The sequence below is a fragment of the Pseudomonas sp. TWR3-1-1 genome, from assembly GCF_049896545.1.
GTDB classification, from domain to species: Bacteria; Pseudomonadota; Gammaproteobacteria; order Pseudomonadales; family Pseudomonadaceae; genus Aquipseudomonas; species Aquipseudomonas weihenstephanensis.
This window is the reverse complement of sequence record NZ_JAFCUO010000007.1, coordinates 96,617-121,285: the sequence shown is the minus strand read 5'-3', so window position 1 is coordinate 121,285 and position 24,669 is coordinate 96,617. Positions and strand designations below refer to the sequence as shown.

Genomic DNA, 24,669 nt, shown 5'->3' with positions numbered 1-24,669 from the left:
TCAAAACAGAAAGTAGCGCTGGGCCATTGGCAGCACGTCTGCCGGTTCACACCACAGCAATACACCGTCCGCCTTGACCTGATAGGTTTGCGGGTCGACTTCAATGTTGGGCAAATAGCCGTTATGAATCAGGTCGGTTTTTTGCACATCACGGCAGCCTTTGACCACGCCGATATGCTTCTTCAGGCCCAAGGTTTCGGGCACTCCGGCCTCAGCGGCCGCCTGGCTGATGAAGGTCAGGCTGGTGGCATGCCGAGAACCGCCGTAGCTGGCGAACATTGGCCGGTAGTGAACCGGCTGCGGGGTCGGGATGGAGCCGTTGGCGTCGCCCATCAGGCTCGATGCGATGGCGCCACCTTTGAGAATCAATGTCGGTTTAACCCCGAAAAACGCCGGGCGCCACAGCACCAGATCGGCCCATTTACCCACCTCGATTGAGCCGACTTCGTGGCTGATGCCGTGGGTGATGGCCGGGTTGATGGTGTATTTGGCGATGTAGCGTTTGGCCCGAAAGTTGTCGTTGCCCACGCCGTCTTCCGGTAGCGGGCCACGTTGTTTCTTCATTTTGTCGGCGGTCTGCCAGGTGCGGGTAATGACCTCGCCCACACGGCCCATGGCCTGGCTGTCGGAGCTGATCATCGAAAACGCGCCAAGGTCGTGCAGGATGTCTTCGGCGGCGATGGTTTCACGGCGGATGCGGCTTTCAGCGAAGGCCACGTCTTCGGCGATGCTGGGGTCCAGGTGGTGACACACCATCAGCATGTCCAGGTGTTCGTCGATGGTGTTGCGCGTAAACGGGCGGGTCGGGTTGGTCGAGCTGGGCAGTACGTTGGTCAGGCCGCAGGCTTTGATGATGTCAGGCGCATGCCCGCCGCCCGCGCCTTCGGTGTGATAGGTGTGAATGGTGCGGCCCTTGAAGGCGGCGAGGGTGGTTTCGACAAACCCCGACTCGTTCAGCGTGTCGCTGTGAATCGCCACTTGCACGTCGTACCGGTCGGCCACCGTCAGGCAGTTGTCGATGGAGGCCGGTGTGGTGCCCCAGTCTTCGTGCAATTTAAGGCCGATGGCGCCCGCTTCGACTTGCTCGATCAAGGGTTGTGGCAGGCTGGCATTACCCTTGCCGGTGAAGCCCATGTTCATCGGGAATGCGTCTGCCGCTTGCAGCATGCGCGCCATGTGCCACGGGCCAGAGGTGCAGGTGGTGGCGTTGCTGCCGGTCGCCGGGCCGGTGCCGCCGCCGATCATGGTGGTGACGCCACTGTTGAGTGCTTCGTCGATCTGTTGCGGGCAGATGAAGTGAATATGGGTGTCGATACCACCGGCGGTGAGGATCATGCCTTCGCCCGCAATCACTTCCGTGCTGGCGCCGATGGCGATGCTGACGTTGGGCTGGATATCCGGGTTGCCGGCTTTGCCGATGGCGTGAATGCGCCCGTTTTTCAGGCCCACGTCGGCTTTGACAATGCCCCAGTGGTCGACGATCAGCGCGTTGGTGATCAAAGTGTCGACCACCTCGGCCGCGAGCAACTGGCTTTGGCCCATGCCGTCACGAATCACTTTGCCGCCGCCAAACTTCACTTCTTCGCCGTAAGTGGTGAAGTCCTGCTCGACCTCGATCCACAGCTCGGTATCGGCCAGGCGAACTTTGTCGCCAACGGTGGGGCCGAACATATCGGCGTAGGCCTGACGGGAAATTTTCATGGTGTGTCGTTCCTAATAGTGACCTGTAGCAGCTGCTGAAGACTGCGTCCGGTCGCGAAGCAACCGCAAGGCGGCATTTGTGTGGCTTATGTCAATCCAGATCGCCCATGACTCGCCCGGCAAAGCCGAACACGCGGCGCAAACCTGCCAGTTCGACCAGTTCCACTTCACGGGTTTGCCCCGGCTCGAAGCGTACGGCGGTGCCAGCCGGGATATTGAGGCGCATGCCACGGCTGTCACCGCGATCAAACATCAGCGCATCGTTGGTTTCGAAAAAGTGATAGTGCGAACCGACCTGAATCGGTCGGTCACCGCGGTTGGACACACTCAGGGTGTGGGTACGCCTGCCCACATTCAGCTCGATATCGCCGGACTCGATGCGGTATTCGCCTGGAATCATTGCGGTTCACTCAAGGTTTTAAAGTAGATGGCGGTGGGGCTGTAGTGACCGTCGGGGCTGCGGCAATAGTTGGGCAGTTCACCGACGCGGGTATACCCCAGCGCGCTGTAGAAGTTTTCGGCGGGCGAGCCAGCTTCGGTGTCCAGATGCAACAGGCCACGGTGTTGCTGGCGTGCGCCTTGTTCCAACGCGTGGATCAGCACTTGGCCCAAGCCCCGGCGCCGCGCTTCGTTGAGCACCAGCAGCTTTTGCACTTCGGCCCGGTTGAGGCCGTTGGCTTTCTGGCATAAGGCCAATTGCACGCTGGCGAGCACGCGCTGGTCTTCGACCAACACCCACAGCAGCACACTGCCTTGCTCCAGTTGGGTATGCACCTCGTTGAAATACTGGCTGGCCTGGGCCGGGTCCAGGTTGGCCATAAACCCGACGGACGCGCCGTGATGAACGGCGTCCACCAGCAGCGCAATCAAGCCTTCACGGTAGCGAGCGAACGTTTGCGGCGTGACGCGCAGCACCTGTTCAGCGCTCATTGGTCGCGCTCCTGTGGCGCCAGGGCGCCGGGGTTGAGCATCAATTGCATGAAGGTCAGGTCCAGCCAGCGCCCGAACTTGATGCCCACTTGCGGCATGCGCCCGCTGGTGACGAACCCGAGTTGCTTATGCACATGGATCGAGGCGGCATTGGCACTTTCAATCGCGGCGACCATGACGTGTTTGTCACACGCTTTGGCGCGTTCAATCAGCGCTGCCAGCAACTGCGGGCCAAGGCGTTTGCCGCGCTGATCGGGGTGCACGTACACCGAATGCTCGACGGTATGACGAAAGCCCTCAAAGGGGCGCCAGTCACCAAATGAGGCATAGCCCAATGGCACGTTGGCGTGATCCACGATCACCAGAATGGGGTAAGCCTGGGTTTGGCGAGCGTCGAACCATTGCTGGCGGTTGCTCAAGTCGACGGTGTTCTCGTTCCAGATGGCGAGGGTATTGAGCACTGCATCGTTGTAAATATCGAGAATCGCCGGCAGGTCGGCCGGGACTGCATCACGAATAACGTAAGCCATGGCTGCGCCTCAGGCGATGGGTTGGTGGACCGTGACCAGCTTGGTGCCGTCCGGGAAGGTGGCTTCGACCTGAATGTCGGGGATCATTTCCGGGATGCCCTCCATGACCTGCTCGCGCGTGAGCAAGGTGGTGCCGTAATGCATCAGGTGGGCCACGGTGTTGCCATCGCGGGCGCCTTCGAGCAGGGCGGCTGAGATATAGGCAATGGTTTCCGGGTAATTGAGTTTCACCCCGCGCGCCAATCGGCGCTCCGCCAGCAGGCCAGCGGTGAAGATCAGCATTTTGTCTTTTTCGCGTGGAGTCAGGTCCATGAGGGGTCCGTGTTCGGCAGTTAAAAAGTAATCGGGCCTTTTGCCCTGACCCTCTCCCGGAGCAAGAGAGGGCTGTTTTGTGTGTCGCGTGACGTGTGCTCACCTGCGTTCAGCTCAAAGGGTTGGGGCGAGGGGCTCTTCAGGTGCTCCAGATTCTCGGCGCCAACGCCTCGCGCCCCAACAATGCCGGGCGCAGCAGTCGCCATAAATCAATCAGCCAGCCCCGGGCCTGCAACGCTTCCCCCGCCAGGCACCTGGCCACCAGTAAACCCGGTAATTGCGTCAGATCACCCCGCACCGGGTTGGCCAGGCTGCGGCAGGTTTGCAGCAGCTCAGCACTGATTTCTCCCGTCACCAGCAACGTTGCAAACACCGGGTGGCCATCCAGCCCAATGGGCGAGGCCAGCAATCCGTCGCCGCCCACAATGCGCTGGCGCTCATGCCAGAGCAACTGGCCGTCGCGGCGAATATCCAGTTGCGATTGAAAAGACCCGTGCTCGAAACGCTCACCACTGGCCAGTCGTCCCAACGCCACCATGTCCCAATAAAACAAACGGGCATCCCCCTCAAGCGCGATGTGCGTAGTGAGTTCGGCCTGCGCTGCGCTAAATACGATGGTTTCTTGCGGCAGCCACTCCAGCGTCGCGCCTGCGGCCACCTTAAGCTCAACGCTTTGATACGCCGGGCCTGCGGCGCGGTACCACTTGGCGGCGCCGGGGCTGGTGAGTTGGGCCCAGGCATCGGGCCCGACGCTGGCGCGAATGTCGAGTTGATCGCCGCCGGCAATCCCGCCGGGGGGGTGCACGATGATGTGCTGGCACACTTGGGGGCCTTCGGCGTACAGGTGCTTTTGTACGCGCAAAGGCCCGAGATGACGGCGCAGGGTCGGGCGCGTGCTGTCGCCAAAACGCCCATAACCCAGCTCCAGCTCGGCCTGCCAGCTAGGGGTGAACAAGGCGGTATTGGCAGGTAAATTCATAAGAGGCCATTCTGGTAACAAAGAGTTACAGATTAAATCGTCACGAGCCCGCGCACACCTTCTGTTTGCATATTTTCACCGCGACCTTGCGCAATGATTTCACCCCGTGACATCACCAGGTACTGATCCGCGAGTTCCTCGGCAAAGTCGTAGAACTGCTCTACCAGCAATATGGCCATGTCCCCGCGTGCCGCGAGCATTTTGATCACGGCGCCGATTTCCTTGATCACCGAGGGCTGGATGCCTTCGGTGGGTTCGTCGAGGATCAGCAGGCGCGGGCGACTGGCCAGCGCGCGACCGATGGCCAGTTGTTGCTGTTGCCCGCCCGACAGATCGCCGCCGCGCCGATGCTTCATTTGCAGCAGCACCGGGAATAGCTCGTAGATGAATGCGGGTACTTCTTTGGCCTCGCTGCCGGGGAAGCGCGACAGGCCCATCAGCAGATTTTCTTCCACGCTGAGGCGGCCGAAAATCTCCCGGCCCTGTGGCACGTACGCAATGCCTGCGTGCACCCGCTGGTGGGGTTTGAGGGTGGAGATGGCATGACCTTCCCAACTCACGCCGCCTTCTTTGATCGGCAATAAGCCCATCAAGCACTTGAGCAACGTCGTTTTGCCCACGCCGTTGCGGCCCAGCAGGCAAGTGACTTCGCCGACTTTTACCTCAAACGACACGCCGCGCAGGATGTGGCTGCCGCCGTAGAACTGATGCAGCTTTTGGACTTTAAGCATGTTTGGATTCCTGATAAACGACGCCGACCCGTTGTTCAACGTCCCAGATACACCTCAATCACCCGTTCATCCGCTTGCACCTGTGCCAGCGACCCTTCGGCCAGCACGCTGCCCTGATGCAGGACGGTGACGTGATCGGCAATCGAACCGACAAACCCCATGTCGTGCTCCACCACCATCAGCGAGTGCTTGCCCGCCAGACGTTTGAACAGCTCGGCGGTGAACTCGGTTTCGGCGTCAGTCATGCCCGCCACTGGTTCGTCCAGCAGCAACAGCTGCGGGTCTTGCACCAGCAACATGCCGATTTCCAAAAACTGCTTTTGCCCGTGAGACAGCAACCCTGCCGGACGATGCGCCGCACTCGTCAGGCGAATGGTGTTGAGCACCTCTCCGATGCGGTCGGCTTGTTCGCCCGTGAGGGTGGCGCGCAGGCTGGCCCATACCGACTTGTCGGTTTTTTGCGCCAGCTCAAGGTTTTCAAACACGCTCAGGGCTTCAAACACGGTGGGTTTCTGAAATTTGCGACCGATGCCCGACTGGGCGATCTGCACTTCGCTCATGTGCCGTAAATCCAGGGTTTCGCCGAACCAGGCCTGGCCTTCGGTGGGGCGCGTCTTGCCGGTGATGACGTCCATCATCGTGGTCTTGCCCGCACCATTGGGCCCGATGATGCAGCGCAGTTCGCCGACGCCGATGTACAGGTTGAGGTTATTGAGCGCCTTGAACCCCTCAAAGCTGACGCTGATGCCTTCCAGGGTCAGGATCGTGCCGTGGCGCGTATTCAACCTTCGGCCTGCCGCTTGGCCGAGGCCGATGGCGTCGCGGCTGCTGCCGGCGTCTTTGTTGGGGTCAAATGCGGGTTCGAGCATAAATGCTGCCGTTGGCGTGATGCGCATTATTCGCCCCTCTTTTTCAGCAAGCCGATGATGCCTTTGGGCAGGTACAGGGTCACGACGATAAACAGTGCGCCCAGAAAGAACAGCCAGTATTCAGGGAAGGCCACGGTGAACCAGCTCTTCATGCCGTTGACCACGCCTGCGCCCAGCAACGGGCCGATCAGCGTACCGCGCCCGCCCAGTGCGACCCATACCGCCGCTTCGATGGAATTGGTGGGGGACATTTCGCCGGGGTTGATAATGCCCACTTGCGGCACATACAAGGCTCCGGCCAAACCGCACAGCACAGCGCTCAACACCCACACAAACAGCTTGAAACCGCGCGGGTCGTAGCCGCAAAACATCAGGCGGTTTTCAGCATCGCGCACCGCGGTGAGCACCCGACCAAACTTGCTGCGCGCCAGGCGCCAGCCCACAAACAGGCTACCCGCCAACAACAGCACCGTGGCGAAAAACAGCGCGGCGCGAGTGCCGGGTTCGGTGATGCCAAAGCCCAGAATGCTGCGAAAGTTAGTGAAGCCGTTGTTGCCACCAAAGCCGGTCTCGTTGCGGAAAAACAGCAGCATCCCGGCGAAGGTCAGGGCTTGGGTCATGATCGAGAAATACACGCCCTTGATCCGTGAGCGAAAGGCGAAAAACCCAAACACCAGCGCCAGCAAACCGGGCGCCAGTACCACCAGGCACATGGCCCACCAAAAATGCTCGGTGCCGACCCAGTACCACGGCAATTCAGTCCACGACAAAAAGGTCATAAACGCGGGCAATTCATCACCCGACGCCTGACGCATCAAGTACATGCCCATCGCGTAGCCGCCCAGAGCGAAGAACAAACCGTGGCCCAGCGACAACAGCCCGGCGTAGCCCCACACCAGATCGAGCGCCAACGCAACGATGGCATAGCAGAGGATTTTGCCGACCAGGGTCAAGGTGTATGCCGAGACTTGAAACGGGCTGTCGGCGGGCAGCAATGAGAGTAAGGGCAAGGCCAGCAGCACCAGCAGCACGAGTCCGCCAATCAGTGCAGTCAGGGCCGGGCCTGCTTTTTGGGCTGCGGTGAGCATCAGTGGCTGATTCATCAGTCGATCACCCGTCCTTTAAGCGCGAAGAGACCTTGCGGGCGTTTCTGAATGAACAGAATGATCAGCCCCAGGATAAGGATTTTGCCGAGCACGGCACCGATCTGCGGTTCGAGGATTTTGTTGGCGATACCCAGCCCCAATGCGGCGTACACCGTGCCTGCGAGTTGGCCGACGCCGCCCAGCACCACCACCAGAAACGAGTCGATGATGTAGCCCTGGCCGAGGTCGGGGCCGACGTTGCCGACCTGGCTCAAGGCCACGCCGCCCAGCCCGGCGATCCCCGAACCCAGACCGAACGCGAGCATGTCAACGCGCCCGGTGGGCACGCCGCAGCAGGCAGCCATGTTGCGGTTTTGAGTGACGGCGCGAACGTTGAGACCCAAGCGGGTTTTGTTCAACAACAACCACGTCAGAAACACCACGGCCAGCGCGAACGCGATGATCACCAGACGGTTGTAGGGCAGTACCAGGTTGGGCAGCACTTGAATGCCGCCCGAGAGCCACGCCGGGTTGGCCACTTCAACGTTCTGCGCGCCAAACAGCACACGCACCAACTGGATCAGGATCAGGCTGATGCCCCACGTGGCGAGCAAGGTTTCCAGCGGGCGGCCGTAGAGGTGACGGATGATTGTGCGCTCCAGCACCATGCCCACGCCCGCCGTGACGAAGAACGCCACCGGCAGGGCCAGCAACGGATAAAACTCGATGGCGCCGGGGGCGAAGCGCTGGAACAGCAACTGCACGCAATACGTGGAGTAGGCACCAAGCATCAGCATTTCGCCGTGGGCCATGTTGATCACCCCCAGCAGGCCGAAGGTGATGGCCAGCCCGAGAGCCGCGAGCAGCAGAATCGAGCCGAGTGACAGGCCGCTGAATGCTTGACCCAGCAGGTCGCCGATCAACAGCTTACGTTTGACTTGCGCCAGGCTGGTCTCGGCGGCGGTGCGCACGCGGGCGTCGGTCTCGACCTCGGGCTGCAACAGGGTTTCAAGGCGGGTGCGGGCCAATGGCTCGCCGGTTTCGCCGAGCAGGCGCACGGCGGCCAAACGCACCGTCGGGTCGGCATCGACCAACTGCAAATTGGCCAGCGCCAGGTTCAGGGCTGCGTACACCTTGTCGTCCGCTTCGAGGGTGAGGCGGCGGTTGAGCAGCACCAACTGCGCAGGCTGGGCAGTCTTTTGCAATTGTTGCGCAGCGCTCAGGCGCAGCGTGGGGTCGGCCGAGAGCAGTTGATGGCTGGCCAGTGCGGTGTCGATCAAACCGCGCAGGCGGTTGTTCAAGCGCACGGTTTTGGGTTGGCCGTCGACCGTGATCTGGCCGTGTTGCAGGGCCATGATCAATTCGGTGCGAGCCGGGTCTGGCTGGGCGGCCCAGCTTTCCAGCAGCTTGACCTGCTGTGGCAGGTTGGCCGCGGCAAAGTCGCTGGCGTCATCGGCGTGGGCGGCCAGGGGCAGCCACAGCAGCAACGCGAGGATCAAACGATAAAGGGCAGTGGGCATAGCGAGTGTCCCTGTTTGCAGGTGGTCGAGCTTCAGGGCGCTGACCCTCACCCTGGCCCTTTCCCAGAGGGAGAGGGGACTAAACGCCACACATCAGCCCCTCGCCCTCCGGCAGAGGGGAGCTGAGGGGCTTTTAAGTGACTAGTTGCTCTTCACCGCGTAATCCGGTTTTTTGTCGTTGCCCGTAATGTAGGGGCTCCACGGCTGCGCGCGGATCGGGCCTTCGGTTTGCCACACCACACTGAACTGACCGTCTGGCTGGATCTCACCAATCATTACCGGCTTGTGCAGGTGATGGTTGGTCTTGTCCATGGTCAGGGTGTAACCCGAGGGTGCCGCGAAGGTCTGGCCGGCCAGGGCTTCGCGCACTTTATCCACATCGGTGGACTTGGCTTTCTCAGCCGCCTGCGCCCACATATGAATGCCCACGTAGGTGGCTTCCATCGGGTCGTTGGTCACGGCCTTGTCGGCGCCCGGCAGGTTTTTGGCCTTGGCATAGGCTTTCCAGTCAGCGACGAACTTCTGATTGACCGGGTTCTCAACCGACTCGAAGTAGTTCCACGCGGCCAGGTTGCCCACCAACGGTTTGGTGTCGATGCCGCGCAGTTCTTCTTCGCCCACCGAGAACGCAATCACTGGCACGTCGGTGGCCTTGATGCCCTGGTTGGCCAGCTCTTTATAGAACGGCACGTTGGAGTCGCCATTGACGGTGGAGATCACCGCTGTTTTACCGCCCGCCGAGAATTTTTTGATATTGGACACGATGGTCTGGTAATCGCTGTGCCCGAACGGGGTATAGACCTCTTCAATGTCCTTGTCGGCCACGCCTTTGCTATGCAGGAAAGCGCGCAGGATTTTGTTGGTGGTACGCGGGTATACGTAGTCGGTGCCCAGCAGCACAAAGCGCTTGGCACTGCCGCCGTCTTCGCTCATCAGGTACTCAACCGCCGGAATCGCTTGCTGGTTGGGCGCAGCGCCGGTGTAGAACACGTTGGGCGACATTTCTTCGCCCTCGTATTGCACCGGGTAGAACAGCAAGCCATTGAGTTCTTCAAACACCGGCAACACGGACTTGCGTGACACCGAGGTCCAGCAGCCGAACACCACGGCGACTTTGTCCTGCGTCAGCAACTGGCGGCCTTTTTCCGCGAACAGCGGCCAGTTGGACGCCGGGTCGACCACCACCGCTTCGAGCATTTTGCCGTTGACCCCGCCTTTGGCGTTGATCTCGTCGATGGTCATCAGGGCCATGTCTTTGAGTGATGTTTCAGAGATCGCCATGGTCCCGGACAACGAATGCAGAATGCCCACCTTGATGGTCTCGGCGGCGTGCACCGTCCAGGTCAGGCCCATGGCGGCAATGGAGGCCGACAAGGTGAACGCTTTGATCAGGCTGCGACGCTTCATGGTGCGATCTCCAGGAACTCGATGTTCATCAGGGATGGATTCGGACAATGAGCAGGCTTTTGCAAAGGCTGTGCCGGGATTCAAACAGCGCTCAAGACCGGGGCCTTGCGCAAAGAGGGGGCGCATCGGTGCACCCGTTTGGCGCTTGATGGGAGGGGCGGTGCGCTGGCGTGCGCTGCCTTGGTGCTTGCGGGTCAAGGGCCGGTAACTAACTACCACCTGCGCAACACCTGCAAGGCGAAGTATGAGTGGGATCGCGCACCTGCCGATCACGACTCAATACAGGAATTTAAAACTATGGAACCTGTTTATGACATTCCACAGGTGCTGTTCCCCAGCAATACACCGGGCCGTTTGCCCTCCTTGAGCCCACCCTTTTTAAACCCCGATGATGCCGCACGATTTGCCCATCAATTGATAGGTGATAAGCGTGCGGAGCAGTACGCCGGGGTGATTTTAAAAAATGCCCAAGGCCGCTACCTGGCATCGCGCCCGGTGAAGGTAACGGGTGAGCGCTTTAGCCCGACGCAATTTATTGCAGTCGATGAAAAGGGTCAGCTCAAACACCCTCACGGCTTTACGTGTTACGGCTTTTATTACTCCAGGGCGCATCAACTTGGCGGGGGTGAAACCGCGCCAGCCGGAGTGTCCAGGGCGGACGTCATCACGCTGGCCAACTTTTTTTTACCCGGCGATATATACAGCCTGTTGGGTGTGGCCCGCTTTGCTGATGTGCATTACTTGTCCGGTTTCAATGGCTCGTTGCTCAAAGTTCAAGCGCGGCCCACAGAAGACGCCCAAGAACTCTTCGCTTTTCTGTCGCTGGTCGAGGAAGGAGGCGAACGGATGAACGGATTGCAGGGCTACTTCAAGCAAGTGGCTGACACGTTGCAGGTTGACGTCATTGAGTCCAATGAAGTGTGGAGCGGGCAAACGGGCAGGCTATCGCCGGGGTTCTTTTCTTTGCCCCTGCGCGCTCTCGATACGGACGATGTGATTATTCAACGGCCAGCGTTCGGCCCGGTGCTGGCCAGTGAGCAATTGGCCCTTGAGTATGGGCAATCACTGACTGCACAAACGTCGAGTCAGCATTACTGTTTTATCCTCAAAAACAGCACGAGTAATGAGTTTGTGGTTTCGCAACCAGTGACTGAAGCGCTGGACTTTGCGCTGGTGCGGGCGTTTACCCATGACAGTGAGCGGCGCCCACAATTGCCTGCGAATTTTACGATTGTTGCGCTGTACGGCTGTGATTCTGAATACCGCGATCCGGCCCTTTTACCGCCCGATCAGGTGTCGTTGTTTAAAAACTTCTTGCACCCTGAAGCACTGGAGAAAGCCCTCTCAGTGGCACAAGCGCTCGGCCCTCCTGATCAGGTTCATGCGTTGCCTCTTTATATTGCGACCCGTGACGGGGCCTTGTTGAAGTACATCTCCAGGTCTTCTCCGGTTGAGAAAATGCAGTTTGCAAAGTTGCCGCAAGATAAGGGCGACGGTATGGCGATTGTGCACGATGTGATGTCAGGCGCCGTACAGTTCGTCGCGCTGGTACGTGCGTTGGCCTACGCAGGTCAGTTGGAGGTGATACGCCGCAGTGATGTGTGGGGCAGGGAGGGGCGAGTCTGGGACGCATGGCTGCCGTTTGAAGGCTTTATGCGGCGCACGCTCAGCCCGGTTTTCGTTGATATGGACGATGCCGCGCGATACGCCCACGAGTTGATTGCACGTCGGGTGGACTTCACGTACGGGGGGCTGATTCTCAAGCGTCAGGACAATCTTTTTGTCGTGACAGAGCCGCTGGCTTTGAGCACTGAAACGTTTGACGAACAAACGGTTTTCCCTCCCGAGATGGCAGCCTATATCCCTTTTGGCTGTGTGATCTTCGCCACTTATCACACGCGCCGTGTTCGCCCCCTGCAACTCTGGCGTCCTGCCAATGAAGAACGTGTCTGTCGCAACATGTTCGCCCCTCATGAAGTGCGTGCGGCCCTACTCGATCGTCGCGGGCGGGTGCGTTATTTTTCAGCACAAGACGGTGCACTGCTCAAATACGCCCCGAGTGGCTCTGATCTTGAGAAAAAATTACTGGCCCGGGTTTCACCGCCCGAGGCGCATCCCGAGCAGGCGCGCAACAATCAGACGCAGAACAAACTGCGCGCCAACACACTCGCCCCCAGTCAATACGTGGCGCAGGTCGCGCGTGCAGGGGGGTTGAGTGTCGTGGTGAGCAGCCCGTTATGGGGCGCTCGTGGCCCGGTGACGCCTGCCTGGAAGCCCGTTCAGCCACCCGTTGAGATGAGTCGGCTCAATCTGCAACCGGCTTACGGCCCTCTTTTTTCGCAAGCTGAAGATGCCATGCGCTACGTTCATGCACGAATGGGCGCACGTGTAACGACTCAGTTCGGGGTCATCCTTAAGCGTGCGACCGGTGAGCAGTATCTCGTTACAGAGCCACTGTCCGCGCGCAGTGCCCTGCTGGGGCAGATATTCCCTCGCCCTTTTGGCTCGACAGACTATAGCTTTCCGGCCGGATTCAGCCTTAACGCGGTCTATATAGCCACGCCAAAAACCCCTGTGAACCTGGCCACAGACGACGTCTTTGCCGACTTCATTGACCCTTCGGATCTGGTAGACCTGGCGGTGCTGTCGAGCATGGCCCGTGACCACTCTCCTTGGCGCAGTGATTATCCTCAGATGTTTATCTCTACCCGCAACGAGGCTTTGCTGAGCTACCGCACCACAAACCTCAACACCTTGTTGGTACTGGACAGCGCATTCGGGCCGCACACCCCCCTGCAGGTGTTGTTGAACAACCACACGCTTCGATCCTCTGATTACGTGCGCAAAATAGCGGCCGCAGGGCACCTGGACGTCCTGTCAACCAGCAACGTGTGGGCCGCGCCAGGCCGTGTGACGAGTACATGGCAGCCCTACGCCAGGGTTGCGCCGCTCGATCAAGAACCCGCGCCCAATGTGCCGGCGCTTGGGCCGATGTTTAGTCATGTTGACGATGCGGCACTCTACAGCCACCGGAAAATGGTCTTGCCGCACGCCCAAACAATAGTCGGCGCGGTGCTTTACTCATCGGCAGACACCCTTTATCTGCCCGTTGAACCTCAAATCAATGGCGTACCCGCGAACGCTCAGGACCGCATTTTTTTAAATGCTTTGTTTGAGCGCTCTTCGGGCACTTCACGGCCATTACCTCGCTTGCCGACCGGGTATGGGCCGATCGCGGTGCACAATGCGCACCCTCCGATCAAACCGAGTATTGCCAGGCCCCAGCAACGCAACTGGGTCGATCATATGTTCTGGCCGATGGACATTTGTTATGTGGCCAAGAACCTGGCGCGGCTGGGATTTGCCGTAAACATTGTTTTTTTGTCAGGCAATGACGGCGCGCTACTGAAGTATGCACGTCGTCCCGGTCAGGCCGAAAACGATTTGTGCCAGTCGGTCGTGGGCTATGACTATTGGGAAAACCAGTACCTGGATCAGGACTGGGTTGATAAAGGCATCGAGACGAAAAGTGCATACATCGCCAAGCTGCTCAAGGCGGGCGAGCTGGTGGTCGTCAGCCCCGGTGCGCACTGGGCACGTGCCGCATGGGTGACTGCTGAGGGGCTCGCCACGGCGCCGGTCATGGTCAAGCCTGAGTTACCGTGGGTGCGCTCGCCCGCTCACGGTAAAGACGAGCTTTGAGACGCCTCGGGCAGCGTGCCAAATGCAAGCGCCGCGAGGTTTAACGCTTGCGCATCAACCCAATAAAAAACAGCCCGCCAATCGCCGCCGTGGCCACGCCGATGGGCAAGTCTTCGGGGGCGATCAGGGTGCGTGCGGCTACATCGACCCACACCAGAAACACGCTGCCCAGCAACGCTGAAACAGGCAATAACCGCCGGTGCTCGGCGCCCACCAAACGGCGGGCAATGTGCGGGATCATCAGCCCGACAAAACCGATTGAACCGCTGATGGCCACCAGTACACCGGTCATCAACGAGGCGATCAAAAACACCTTGAGCCGCACATTGCGCGCATTCAGGCCCAAAGTGACGGCAGTTTGTTCGCCCGCCATCAGCGCGTTGAGCGGGCGGGCCATGCCCAGCAGTAAAACCAGCCCCAGCAGCACGCTGGCGCTGGGGATGGCCAGCAGCTCCCAGCGCGCCAACCCCAGGCCGCCGAGCATCCAGAACAACACGGCGGAGCTGGCGCGATGGTCGCCTAAAAACAACAAGGTATTGGCCACGGCCATCATCACAAACGACACAGCAACCCCGCATAGCAACAGGCGGTCGCTGTCTAATCGGCCGTGACGGCTGGCGATGGCCAGCACCAGCAGCATGCTCAACAGTGCGCCGATAAAGGCGGCGATGGGTAAGGTCAGCAGGCCGACGATTTCGCCCACGTGCAGCACCACAATCACCGCACCCAGCGTGGCGCCACTGGTCACGCCCAGCAGGTGCGGGTCCGCCAGCGGGTTACGCGTCACGGCTTGCAGCACGGCACCGATCAACGCCAGCCCGGCACCCACCAAGGCACCGAGCAGCATGCGCGGCACGCGGATCAGCCACACGATATGTTCCTGCCCCGCGCTCCAGCTCACGTCACCGATGCCCAACAGCTTGTGCAGCACGATGTGCCAGACCACGTCCACGGGCACCCGCGCCGGGCCAAAGCCCAACGACACCACGCATGACACCAGCAGCAGTGCGCCAAGGCTCACCAGTAGCAACGTGTAGCGGTGAGACATCATTGGGGATGAAAGCCTTTGGCGAGCGTTTCGATGGCCAGCACATTGTCGATGCCCGGCGTGGCTTGCACGTAAGGGATGACGATGAAGCGTTGGTTGCGAACGGCATCGACCGATTGCAGCGCGGGGTTGGTCTGGAGGAAGTGCTGTTTTTGCTCGGCGCTGACTTCGCTGTAATCGACGATCACGATCACCTCGGGATTGCGCTCGACCACGGTCTCCCAGTTGATGCGGGTCCAGCTGGCGTCGATATCGCTCAGGATGTCGTTGCCGCCTGCGGCTTCGATCAAGGCATGGGGGATGCCCAGTTTGCCCGAGGTCATGGCGCGGTCTTCGCCACTGTCATACAAAAACACACGCGGCTTTGTAGCAGGCAGGGTCTTTTGCACCTCGGCGATTGTCTGCTGCATGCGTGCGATCAAGGCGTTGGCGCGGTCTTGTACATCGAAGATTTTGCCGATGTTGCGCAGGTCGTTATAGGTGTCCTCCATGCTCGCCGGTGGACGTTTCATCACAAACGCACACGACTCGGTCAGCTCGTACACGTTGATGCCCAGCGGGGTCAGGGTTTGCGGGGTGAGATCGCCGCCCACGCGCATGCCGTAGTCCCAACCGGCGAAGAAGAAATCGACGTTGGCGTTGAGCAGGGTCTCGACTGACGGGTACTTGCTTGCCAGCTCCGGCAGCCCGTCGAGGATCACGTTCATCTGCGGCGTTACGGCCTTCCAGCCACTGATGCCGCTGTAGCCGACCATGTGCGGTTTGAGGCCCAGGGCGAGCATCATTTGCGTCATGTTGATGTCGTGGCTGACCGCGTGTTTGGGCGCTGCATTGAAGGTCACGTCGCGGTTGCAGCTTTTGATCGTCAGCGGGTAGGTGGTGGCGTCGGCCTGGGCCAGTTGGGCACCGAACAACACGCTTAAGCATAGAGCGAGGCGGATCAGGTTCATGGTTGGGTTATCCAGGTGATGCGCGGGTAGCCGGACAGCGGATGATCGTCGATCAGCGCGTCGACGCCAAACACCTCGCGCAACAGCTCTACGGTCAGTACTTCGCGGGGCGTGCCGCTGGCGATGATGTTGCCGTGGTTGATGACGTACAGGCGGTCGCAAAAGGCGGCGGCCAGGTTGAGGTCGTGGATGCTGGCCAGGGTGGCGATGTTCAGCCGTTTGACCAGTTGCAACAACGCCAGTTGATAGCGCGGGTCGAGGTGATTGGTTGGCTCGTCGAGGACCAACAGGTCGGGTTGCTGGGTCAGGGCGCGGGCCAGAATCACGCGCTGTTTTTCACCGCCGGACAAGGTGGCGAAGGCGTGGTCTTCAAAGCCGTGCAGGCCCACCGATTCGAGGGCGTTTTTCGCCAGTTGGCGGTCGGCCTCGGTGTCGCCGTCGAACAAGCCTTTGTGCGGGGTGCGGCCCATCGCGACCACTTCGTCGACGGTCAGGCCAAAAGCATCGGGGAATTCTTGCAACACCACGGCGATGCGTTGTGCGCTCCAGCGGGGCGACTGTTGCCACAGGTTGTACTGTTCGAGATGCACGCTGCCGGATTCAGGCTTGCTGAAGCGATAGGCGCAGCGCAGCAGGCTGGTTTTGCCGCTGCCGTTAGGCCCGATCAACCCCACGAACTCCCCTGCGGCCACGTGCAGGCTGGCATCACGCAGGTGGAACTGGTGATGGCAATGGCCGTGGCCCAAAGGCGACCAGGCGAGTTGAGTGAGGGTGAGACGGGTCATAAAAAATCCGGGGGGGTTGAGTTAACGCCGATCAGTGCAGGCGCAGGCTGCGAGCTTTTGCTCTTTGAGCATCAAGAGTGCGCAGCCTGCGGGGTGTTACGGGCGTGCTTAAAAGGCGTAATCGGCGGTCACAAAGAACGAGCGCGGCTCGCCCATGATCCATTGTTGGCCGCCATTGTATTGGCTTACGGCGTACTGGCGGTTGAACAAATTGTTCAATCGCACGCCCAGAGTCGTTTTAGGCAAGGCTTTCCAGCTCACGGTGGCGTCAACCACGGTGTAGCTCGGTAGCTCGACGTTGTTGGCGGTGTCGGCATAGCGCGAATCGACATAACGCACACCTGCGCCGGCGCGCACGTCGTCGGTGATGGCGTTGCTCAGCCACAGGTTGGCGGTACGGCGCGGCACGTCGGTGGGGCGGTTGCCTTTGCGCGACACGCCGTCGTCGTTGAAGGTGTCGTACTCGGCGCGCACGATCGACGCGTTGGCTTGCAGTGCCCAACGGTTGGGCAGTTGCAGGTCAAGGCTGGCTTCCAGGCCATTAGAGGACTGCTCGCCCACTTGCACGGTGCGAGTCGCGTTGTTGGGGTCGGTGGTCAGCAAGTCCTTTTTGACGATGTGGTACGCCGCCAAGGTCCACTCGCCACGCTGGTTCCAGAACATCTGCTTGAAGCCGATTTCAGTTTGACGCGCATGGGCCAGATCAAAATTTTGCTGACCGGCGTCCAGGCTGATCAACCCGCCGACGCCATCGACGCTGGTGGCTTGTTGTGCGTAGATCGACATGTCGGGGGTCAGTTCGTACACCAGGCCGACTTTCCAGCTGTTGGCTGACAGGCTGCGGTCACTGCGCGTGGTGTCGCCGTTTGCGGCAAAGTCGTCGCGGTCCAGGTGCACGATGTCGCGGCGCACACCGGTGACCAGCGACAGTTGATCTGTCAGTTCAGTGCGGTTTTCGGCGAACAGCGATACCTGTTGCGTGGTGGTGGTGAACTGGTCGCGGTAGGGCGACGCGCTTTGGAATTCGCCGCGATCCGGGTGGTACAGATCAACGGGCTGCCCGTCTGCATCGACATCGTGGTACGGCGAGTTGCTGTGCAGGCTGAAATGGATACGGTTGTAGTCCATGCCCACCAGGGTTCTGCTTCTAAGCCCGAACAGGTCATGGTTGAGGGTGAACGTCTGACGGTCACCGATCTGTTCCTGATCATGCTTGATGCTGAAGTAGCCGCTGCGCAATAACGTTTGACGGTCTTGATCCCAGCCGTGGTTCTCGGCGTTTTGCCAACGGCGCTGGGCCTTGAGGTAATACAGTTCGTTGCTGGCGCTCAGGTTGTCGCTGATCTGCCATTCGCTGTTGAGGCGCGTCCACTGGTCGTTGTAGTGCAACTTGGCGTCACGCACGTTGTAGTTCTTGTCGCGCAGGCTCTTGTGATAACGGCCATTGATCAACGGCACGCCGAAATCGTTTTGCGGCTCCTGATCGCCGTAGTCGTGGCTCAGGGTGAACGCCAGGTCATCGGTGGCCTGCCAGCGCAGGGCGGCGCTGATGAAGGTTTTTTCAGATTCACCGTGGTCGATCCAGCCATTGCTCTGGAGGTGGTTGATGTTCAAGCGATAGCTGAGGGTGTCAGTCAGCGAACCGCCGCTGTCCAGCGCCTGTTGCCGGGTGTCGTAGGAGCCGTAACCGATGCGCACATGGTTTTCGATTTCGCCGCTGAAGGGCTTTTTCGGGATCACGTTGATCACGGCGCCCGTCGCGCCTTCGCCATACAACACCGAGGCCGGGCCGCGCAGCACGTCGATGCGCTCTACCGACCAGTCGTCCACCGGGAAGGTCACGGTGCCTGCACCGCTGTACATGCGCACGCCGTCGTAAAGCTGCATGACCGAGCCTTCGCCGACGAAGCCCCGGGCCGCATACGCCGAACCGCCGTTGCCGGGCGATCCGGTAAAACTGATGCCGGTCGTGCGGGTCACGGCGTCCTGCACACTGCGGTCACCGCGTGCGCGAATCTGCTCGCCGGTCAGGTTTTCAACGCTGGCGGGGGTTTGGAGGCTGTTGAGGTTCAGGCGCGAACCGGCGCTTGTAGCGGTTTTGAGGTCAATGTGTTCGGCATCGACTTCTGGCGCGGTAATGGTGGCGGCGGGTAGCATCAACGACGGCGCAGTGTCATCCGCGTGCGCGTGGTTGATCGCCAACAGGCAAAGGCTGGAAAGCAGGTACTTATTCATCGGGGCAGTCAGTCGCTTTTTTCTGGAGGTATGCCCGCTGCCTCCTGGCGGCGGGTGATGGAGCTTAAATAAAGCTGTTATAAAGTAACAGGCTTTTTCGGGCTTTTTATCAGGGCGCCATTATCCCCAAGTCTCTAGACGGCATCTCTCGAAGCATTCACGTTGCCTATGAGCAGCGCTCATGTTGCTGTTTAGAACGAATAATCAGCAGCAAGCGGTCCACGGCCCAGACCGCAAGCAATGAGGCGCCCACCAGCGGGAAGAGCACGGCAAGGAGCAGCATGATCGCCACGCCGGTCTTCCAGGTTGGCAGTGCATGACGCCGCGGCGGTACGCCTAAACGCCCTTGTGGACGGCGCTTCCACCAGATCACCAGGCCGCTGATCGAGCTGAGCAGAATCATCAGGCACACCAGCAAAATGGCGATTTGATTCAGCGACCCAAAGAGTTTGCCTTCATGCAGCATCACGCCCATTTCCGTGGCGCGTGCGACGTTGCTGTAATGCTGCCAGCGCACATCGGCCAGCACTTCGCCCGTGTATTGATCGACATGCAGCGTGGCGTCGTTGCGCGGGTCATCGGCAAAGACGGCGACGGTGAAGACCCCTTCAGCAGTGGTCGGCAGGGTGATGCTGTAACCGGGTTCAACGTTGCGCCTGTTCGCGGTGTCGACCACTTGTTGCAGGGTCACGCGCGGTGCGGCGGGGCCGCTGGCGTGAGCAGTGTGGCCACTGTGTTCGGCGTGGGCGCCGGAGAGCGGCATGGGCGTGTTTTCCATGGCCCACGGCACGGTTTGGCGGGTGGCGGTATTAAGGTTGCGCGCTTGCAAGTCCGATTGAGGGACGTTGTTCCACATCGCGGCCGGGAACTGGTTCCACAGGTCGGCATATTGCTTGCCCCAAAAACCGGTCCAGGTCATGCCGCTGATCAACATGAACAGCAGCAAGGCGGCGCCCCAAAAACCTGTCACCGCGTGCAGGTCGCGCCAGAGCACGCGTCCGCGCCGGCTCACGCGAGGCCATAACACACCGGCCGCTGATTGCCCGCGCGGCCACCATAAATACAGGCCGGAAATCACCAGCACCACGCCCCAGCCAGCGGCCAGCTCCACCAGCCGGTCGCCGAGGGTGCCGATCATCAACTCGCCATGCAGCGCGCGGGCCACGGCTTGCAGGTTGAGCTTGGCATCTTGCTCGCCCAGTATTTCGCCGCTGTAGGGGTTGATGAACACATTGAGCTCGCGGCCAGCGTTATGAATAACGAACTGGCCGCTGCGTTGCGGGTTGACCGCTGGCAGGTACTGGCTGACGTGGCTCTGTGGGTAGGTGGTTTGGACGCGTTGCAGTTGTTGGTCGGCGCTGAGGCGGTGATGGCCGGGGCTGACGTTGATCAGGTGGTCGTAGAGCAGCGGGTCGAGCTGGGGCTTGAACAGGTAAATAATCCCGGTCAGGGCCAGCAGGATCATGAAGGGTGCGACAAACAGCCCGGCGTAGAAATGCCATCGCCAGGCCAGGTTGTAGAAAGACGGTGTGGGTTGACTCATGTGAGCGGCTCCGCAAGTTAGCGCGTGTTGTGATTGAAGCCCTCTCCCTGAGGGAGAGGGTTGGGGTCAGACGGTCACAGGGCTATCAAAAGCTCACATCAATCTTGGTCCACAACGTGCGGCCGGGTTCGTTGATCGGGGTCGGGTCGCTGGCCGGGTAGCCGTAGCCCGCGTTGCCCGCCATGTTCAGGTGCTCGCTGTAGTTTTTATCCAGCAGGTTGTCGACCCCGGCGCTGACCTTGAGGTTTTTGTTGAGGCGGTAGGCGCCGTTGAGCGAGAACACACCAAAGCCAGCGCTTTTGTCGTAGTCCTTGCCCACCACGTTGCCAGCGTTGCGATCAATTCGGTCCTGGCGCGCGACCACACGCCACAAGGCACCGGCACTCCAGTCGTCCTCGCTGTAGGTCAGACCGAGGCGGGTATCGAGCGGCGGCATTTGTGGCAATGCCTTGCCATCGCTGGTGTTTTTACCCCAGGCATAGGCCAGGGTCGCGTCGGCTTTCCAGTGGGACGTCAGTTGGTACGCGGCCCCCAGTTCGCCGCCCATCACCCGCGCGTTGATGTTCTGTGCCTGGGACGAGCCCTTGGCGTAGTCAAACAGGATGTAGTCGCGAATCTCTCCGGCATACACCGAGGCCCACGCCTCCACCTTCTCTGTCTTGTATTGCAGGCCCAGGTCGAGCTGGGTGGTTTTTTCGGGCTTGATCGCATCAAACGCGTTCACCGAACCTGCGGGGCCTGAGGTCGGTGAAAACAGCTCCCAATAGTCCGGGAAGCGCTGGGTGTGGCCCACGCCTGCGTAAACGGTGGTGGGGCTGTCGGCCAGGTCGTGCTCATAGCGCACGAAGCCGCTGGGCAGAGTATCGGCGCGGGTTTTATCCAGCGTCGGATTAGGCTTGCTCATCATTCCCGAGCCAATGCGGGCACGAAAGTCCTTGGCTGAGGCACGGTCTATGCGGGCACCCGCAATCACGCGGTCGCGGTCAGCGGCGTACCAGGTCAGTTCGCCAAAGGCGCCGTAGTTGTGGAAGTCAGCGTCTTTGCTCCAGTTCTGATCCTTGTAGGTGTTGATGCCCATGCCCATGCGTTTACGGTGTTCGTTGGTTTGCGCGTCGAGGCCGCTGATCAACTGGTAGTCGGCCCAGCGCCAAGTGGCCTTGATCCGTGCACCGAGGGTGCGGCGGTCGACGTTGGACGCCATCGGCCCCGCCATCATGCCGGTGCCCGACGGGGTGCGCAGGGTGTAGTTGTCCATCACGTGGTCGGCGTAGTTGTAGTAAACCTGCGCTTCGATCTTGTCGAGCACCTCGCCGATGTTGGACTTTTCAAAGCGCAGGCCAAGGCTTTCGCGCTTGTATTGGCTGCCGTCCATACCGCGTCCTGCCGAACGCGCTTGGCCATCGCCCTTGCCTGCGGTGAGTTCCAGCAGCGTGTCGGCGTCGGGGGTCCAGCCCAGGGCGATGTCGCCATTCCATTTGTCATAGCGCGAGGGCACGGTGTCGCCATTGCCGTCTTTGTAATCGTCAGAGTGCGCGGTGTTGCCGATCACCCTGACATAGCCCAGCGGGCCACCGGCGGCGGCGTCGATGGTTTTGTCAAAGCGGCCGTTGGAGCCGGCCAGCACACTGGCATTGACCCGTGTACCCAGTTCGCCGAAGTGTTCCGGTTCACGTTCAAACAGGATCGTGCCTGCCGAGGCACCCGGTCCCCAGAGCACGGTTTGCGGGCCTTTAATGACCGTCAGTTTGTCGTAGGTTTCCGGCGAGATGTAGGAGGTGGGTGCATCCATGCGGCCTGGGCAGGCGCCGAGCATCATGCCGCCGTTGCTGAGGATGTTGAGCCGTGAGCCGAACATGCCGCGCAATACCGGGTCACCGTTGGTGCCGCCGTTGCGGATCAGGGCGAAGCCGGGAATGGTCTTCAGGTAATCGCCGCCGTCACTGGCGGGCACCGGCTGGCGCGGGTCTTTAGGGTTGGTGACGATGGTCAGCGGCGAGCTGGGAGCTAGCGCGGTGACCACGGTCGGGCTGAGTTCGCGCACGTGTGTGGCGTGTGCATCTGCCGGCTCAGCAGCCAGCGCCGCGGGTGCAAATACTGCGCAACACAGGGCGCTGAGGGCGAAAGGAAACACCGCTTGGGCGTGAGGCAAACGGGAGGCAGCAGTAAAACGGGACATAAGCATTCCAATATTCAAGCGAATACACCTCGGCCACCTACCTGCGGCTGTCTAAAGCAGCGCATACAGGGGGGCACGTGGGTTGAGGTTGTGTCGTTGCTTAAAGGAATACGGGCGGGGCGCGGGAGCGAGCGCCGGGGAACACCGGTTGGCGGGCATGCCCTAGCCGTGGGTTGGACGCCAGGTACGTTTTGGGAGCTGGCGTATCGAACACGACCAGATCAACGGCACCGGGCAGCGCGGGGCAACTGAACAGCAGCGTGCAATAGCCGCATTTTTCCCAGAGCGCGTGATGGTCCTCGGGCGGTTGCTGAGGCTCTGCGTGTTCGCTGTGCGCAGCCATGCGCATGTCCATCGGCATGGGCATGGAGGCGTGATGATCCATCGGCATCGCTTGGGAAATCAGCGGGCCGATGAAGATCATCAACATGGCAAACAGGCTCAGCCAACTGCCGCGAATCTGCGACATGGGCGGCCTGGCGCGAGACGCGCGCACCGGGTTTAAAAACCTTGGCCGTTAGTGGGCGTGCTGGTGTTCCATGCTGGCGGCCGGAGGTTGTTTTTGCACATTCACGTCCACTTGCACCGCACCTGCCTTTTCAAAATTCAGGGTCAGCGGGAAGTGTTTGCCGTCCTGCAGCAGGCTGCGGTCTTTGAGGTTGAACAGCATCACGTGATAGGCCATTGGCGCGAACGTGAGAGTGCCGCCTGGCGGGATATCAACCGTGGGCACATGCTGCATTTTCATCAAGTCGCCCTGCATGACGTGCTCGTGAATCTCGGCTTTTTCGGCAATTGGCGTCTCGGCACTCAGCAAACGATCAGCGCTGTTGCCGGTGTTTTTGATGACGAAATACGCCGCCACAGTGGGCGCATTCGGTGGCAACTCTTGTGACCACGGGTGAGCAATTTGCAGTGCGCCGACTTTATATTCGTGGGCGTTGGCAAAGCAGGCAGGCAATAACACAGCCGCCGCAATCAGGGCGTGCTTGACCAGTGACAGGTTCAACATGGCAGTTCTCCGGAACGATTCAAACGCAAAGGGGTTGCGAGGCTGAATCACACCAGAGGCGAGGCGCGGGGGTTGAGGCTCGGCCATTGCTGGCGCGGGGTGGGGCGCTTCAGGTGGTCGGCGATCAGGCTGTGGCCATGCTCGATGGCGGCGAAATACAGCGTGGGGATATGCGCCGGCAAGGCGACTAACGGCGCCGAGCCTGAGCAGCACCAGCAGTGCTGCATTGTCGAGTGATCGTCTTTTTGGCTGTCGCCAGCGTCAACTTTGCCTAACGACACGGCCACCATCTGGGTGCCGGTAGAGGTGCAAAAGCTGCTCCACATGAACTGTTCGGTGGGGGCCGAGGTGGCATCAGTCATCGCGCCTGCCATCGACATGGCGAGCATGTTGAATAGCACTGCAAAGCAGGCGATCCAGGCAAATGCAAAGCGTTGTCGTGACATGACGAGTTCCGTGAGTTACGCGACCAAGGCGGCTATTTAGCCTGAATGGTGAGCGTAAGTAAAAAGAGCGAGTGCGGCGAAGTGTCGCTCAATACCGTGGCGCAGCCTCAGGCTGCGCTCGCGTGCAGTTTGAGTCCCAGTGCTTTCATGACTTTGATGACAGTCGCGAACTCCGGATTGCCACTGCTGCCGAGTGCTTTGTAGAGGCTCTCGCGGCCCAGCCCTGTGTCCCGAGATAGCTGGCTCATGCCTTGAGCGCGAGCGATATCGTTAAGTGCCGCGCGAATCAGACTGCCGTCACCTGGGTCTTCCTCGAAGCATGCATCGAGATAGGCCGCCATTTCTTCAGGGCTTTTCAAGTAATCAACGGTATCGAAACGGGTAAGTTGCTCGGTCATGGTTCAGTCCTCATTACCCAACATATGTGCCATGTTTTTTGCGCGTTTTATGTCGCGCGCCTGAGTGGTTTTATCTCCACCCATAAGCAGCAGGTAAACCACTTCTCCTTTGCGGGTGTAGTAGATCCTGTAACCAGGCCCGCAATGGATGCGCATTTCGTAAACGCGTTCGCCTACAGGCTCGCAGTCAGCGAAATGGCCTAATCCAGCGGCTCGGATGCGAGCCAGAATACGTGCTTGCCCAACCTTGTCTTTTAATGAGCTTAGCCATTTTGAGAACTCATGGGTTTGTTCGAAATTTATCATGTGG

General features: G+C 60.2%; 23 protein-coding genes. 1 reads left to right on the top strand and 22 read right to left on the bottom strand.

Going from position 1 to position 24,669, the window contains the following annotated elements; genetic code table 11:
* From ureC to urtA, 11 genes are all read right to left on the bottom strand, one after another.
* Positions 1-1,701: an urease subunit alpha gene (ureC, locus tag ACP7A4_RS16225; protein WP_426247784.1), complete on the bottom strand. Its 1,701-nt coding sequence runs from the start codon at positions 1,699-1,701 to the stop codon at positions 1-3.
* A 91-nt stretch (positions 1,702-1,792) separates the two neighbouring features.
* The gene (locus ACP7A4_RS16220) at positions 1,793-2,101 is read right to left on the bottom strand and encodes an urease subunit beta (RefSeq protein WP_059763438.1); all 309 of its coding nucleotides are present in this window, start codon (positions 2,099-2,101) and stop codon (positions 1,793-1,795) included.
* Positions 2,098-2,631, bottom strand: a complete 534-nt coding sequence (locus tag ACP7A4_RS16215; RefSeq protein WP_059763437.1) for a GNAT family N-acetyltransferase — start codon at positions 2,629-2,631, stop codon at positions 2,098-2,100. Before ACP7A4_RS16215 ends, ACP7A4_RS16220 begins: the two co-directional genes overlap by 4 nt.
* Positions 2,628-3,161, bottom strand: coding sequence for a GNAT family N-acetyltransferase (locus ACP7A4_RS16210; RefSeq protein ID WP_059763436.1), 534 nt, complete (start codon positions 3,159-3,161; stop codon positions 2,628-2,630). Before ACP7A4_RS16210 ends, ACP7A4_RS16215 begins: the two co-directional genes overlap by 4 nt.
* A gap of 9 nt (positions 3,162-3,170) precedes the next feature.
* Positions 3,171-3,473 carry an urease subunit gamma gene (gene ureA / locus ACP7A4_RS16205; protein WP_059763435.1) on the bottom strand — a complete coding sequence of 101 codons (303 nt, stop codon included), beginning with the start codon at positions 3,471-3,473 and terminating at the stop codon, positions 3,171-3,173.
* Between the two features lie 139 nt (positions 3,474-3,612).
* The gene (locus ACP7A4_RS16200; RefSeq protein WP_426247783.1) at positions 3,613-4,452 is read right to left on the bottom strand and encodes an urease accessory protein UreD; all 840 of its coding nucleotides are present in this window, start codon (positions 4,450-4,452) and stop codon (positions 3,613-3,615) included.
* Between the two features lie 32 nt (positions 4,453-4,484).
* On the bottom strand, positions 4,485-5,183 hold the full coding sequence (urtE, locus tag ACP7A4_RS16195; protein ID WP_048364393.1) for an urea ABC transporter ATP-binding subunit UrtE: 699 nt from the start codon (positions 5,181-5,183) through the stop codon (positions 4,485-4,487).
* 35 nt (positions 5,184-5,218) lie between these two features.
* Entirely contained in the window at positions 5,219-6,079 is an 861-nt protein-coding gene (gene urtD / locus ACP7A4_RS16190; protein ID WP_426247782.1) for an urea ABC transporter ATP-binding protein UrtD, read from the bottom strand.
* Positions 6,079-7,155 carry an urea ABC transporter permease subunit UrtC gene (gene urtC / locus ACP7A4_RS16185; RefSeq protein ID WP_203303026.1) on the bottom strand — a complete coding sequence of 359 codons (1,077 nt, stop codon included), beginning with the start codon at positions 7,153-7,155 and terminating at the stop codon, positions 6,079-6,081. Before urtC ends, urtD begins: the two co-directional genes overlap by 1 nt.
* Positions 7,155-8,657: an urea ABC transporter permease subunit UrtB gene (urtB, locus tag ACP7A4_RS16180; RefSeq protein ID WP_426247781.1), complete on the bottom strand. Its 1,503-nt coding sequence runs from the start codon at positions 8,655-8,657 to the stop codon at positions 7,155-7,157. Before urtB ends, urtC begins: the two co-directional genes overlap by 1 nt.
* A 141-nt stretch (positions 8,658-8,798) precedes the next feature.
* Positions 8,799-10,064 carry an urea ABC transporter substrate-binding protein gene (urtA, locus tag ACP7A4_RS16175; RefSeq protein ID WP_059763430.1) on the bottom strand — a complete coding sequence of 422 codons (1,266 nt, stop codon included), beginning with the start codon at positions 10,062-10,064 and terminating at the stop codon, positions 8,799-8,801.
* A 297-nt stretch (positions 10,065-10,361) separates the two neighbouring features.
* On the opposite strand from urtA, the gene ACP7A4_RS16170 reads away from it, so the two are divergent.
* Positions 10,362-13,766, top strand: coding sequence for a DUF4329 domain-containing protein (locus tag ACP7A4_RS16170; protein ID WP_426247780.1), 3,405 nt, complete (start codon positions 10,362-10,364; stop codon positions 13,764-13,766).
* Positions 13,767-13,806: 40 nt separating this feature from the next.
* On the opposite strand, the gene ACP7A4_RS16165 is transcribed toward ACP7A4_RS16170, so the two are convergent.
* The 11 genes from ACP7A4_RS16165 to ACP7A4_RS16115 all read right to left on the bottom strand — a co-directional run bounded on the left by ACP7A4_RS16165 (position 13,807) and on the right by ACP7A4_RS16115 (position 24,665).
* Positions 13,807-14,817 carry a FecCD family ABC transporter permease gene (locus ACP7A4_RS16165; RefSeq protein ID WP_203303023.1) on the bottom strand — a complete coding sequence of 337 codons (1,011 nt, stop codon included), beginning with the start codon at positions 14,815-14,817 and terminating at the stop codon, positions 13,807-13,809.
* Positions 14,814-15,764 carry an ABC transporter substrate-binding protein gene (locus ACP7A4_RS16160; RefSeq protein ID WP_426247779.1) on the bottom strand — a complete coding sequence of 317 codons (951 nt, stop codon included), beginning with the start codon at positions 15,762-15,764 and terminating at the stop codon, positions 14,814-14,816. The genes ACP7A4_RS16165 and ACP7A4_RS16160 overlap by 4 nt, the downstream gene beginning before the upstream one ends.
* Positions 15,761-16,549, bottom strand: coding sequence for an ABC transporter ATP-binding protein (locus ACP7A4_RS16155; protein ID WP_426247778.1), 789 nt, complete (start codon positions 16,547-16,549; stop codon positions 15,761-15,763). The genes ACP7A4_RS16160 and ACP7A4_RS16155 overlap by 4 nt, the downstream gene beginning before the upstream one ends.
* A 108-nt stretch (positions 16,550-16,657) precedes the next feature.
* On the bottom strand, positions 16,658-18,784 hold the full coding sequence (locus tag ACP7A4_RS16150; protein ID WP_426247777.1) for a TonB-dependent receptor: 2,127 nt from the start codon (positions 18,782-18,784) through the stop codon (positions 16,658-16,660).
* A 166-nt stretch (positions 18,785-18,950) separates the two neighbouring features.
* Positions 18,951-20,327 (bottom strand): PepSY-associated TM helix domain-containing protein, encoded by a 1,377-nt coding sequence (locus ACP7A4_RS16145; RefSeq protein ID WP_426247776.1) that lies wholly within the window; start codon positions 20,325-20,327, stop codon positions 18,951-18,953.
* An 85-nt stretch (positions 20,328-20,412) separates the two neighbouring features.
* Positions 20,413-22,503, bottom strand: coding sequence for a TonB-dependent copper receptor (locus tag ACP7A4_RS16140; protein ID WP_203303020.1), 2,091 nt, complete (start codon positions 22,501-22,503; stop codon positions 20,413-20,415).
* 100 nt (positions 22,504-22,603) lie between these two features.
* Positions 22,604-22,972: a DUF2946 domain-containing protein gene (locus ACP7A4_RS16135; RefSeq protein WP_059763422.1), complete on the bottom strand. Its 369-nt coding sequence runs from the start codon at positions 22,970-22,972 to the stop codon at positions 22,604-22,606.
* 48 nt (positions 22,973-23,020) lie between these two features.
* Positions 23,021-23,515, bottom strand: a complete 495-nt coding sequence (locus tag ACP7A4_RS16130) for a copper chaperone PCu(A)C (protein WP_059763421.1) — start codon at positions 23,513-23,515, stop codon at positions 23,021-23,023.
* A gap of 47 nt (positions 23,516-23,562) precedes the next feature.
* Positions 23,563-23,961: a DUF2946 domain-containing protein gene (locus ACP7A4_RS16125; RefSeq protein ID WP_048364379.1), complete on the bottom strand. Its 399-nt coding sequence runs from the start codon at positions 23,959-23,961 to the stop codon at positions 23,563-23,565.
* Between the two features lie 107 nt (positions 23,962-24,068).
* Positions 24,069-24,359 carry an addiction module antidote protein gene (locus ACP7A4_RS16120; RefSeq protein WP_059763419.1) on the bottom strand — a complete coding sequence of 97 codons (291 nt, stop codon included), beginning with the start codon at positions 24,357-24,359 and terminating at the stop codon, positions 24,069-24,071.
* Between the two features lie 3 nt (positions 24,360-24,362).
* Positions 24,363-24,665: a type II toxin-antitoxin system RelE/ParE family toxin gene (locus tag ACP7A4_RS16115; protein ID WP_059763418.1), complete on the bottom strand. Its 303-nt coding sequence runs from the start codon at positions 24,663-24,665 to the stop codon at positions 24,363-24,365.
* Positions 24,666-24,669: the final 4 nt, after the last annotated feature.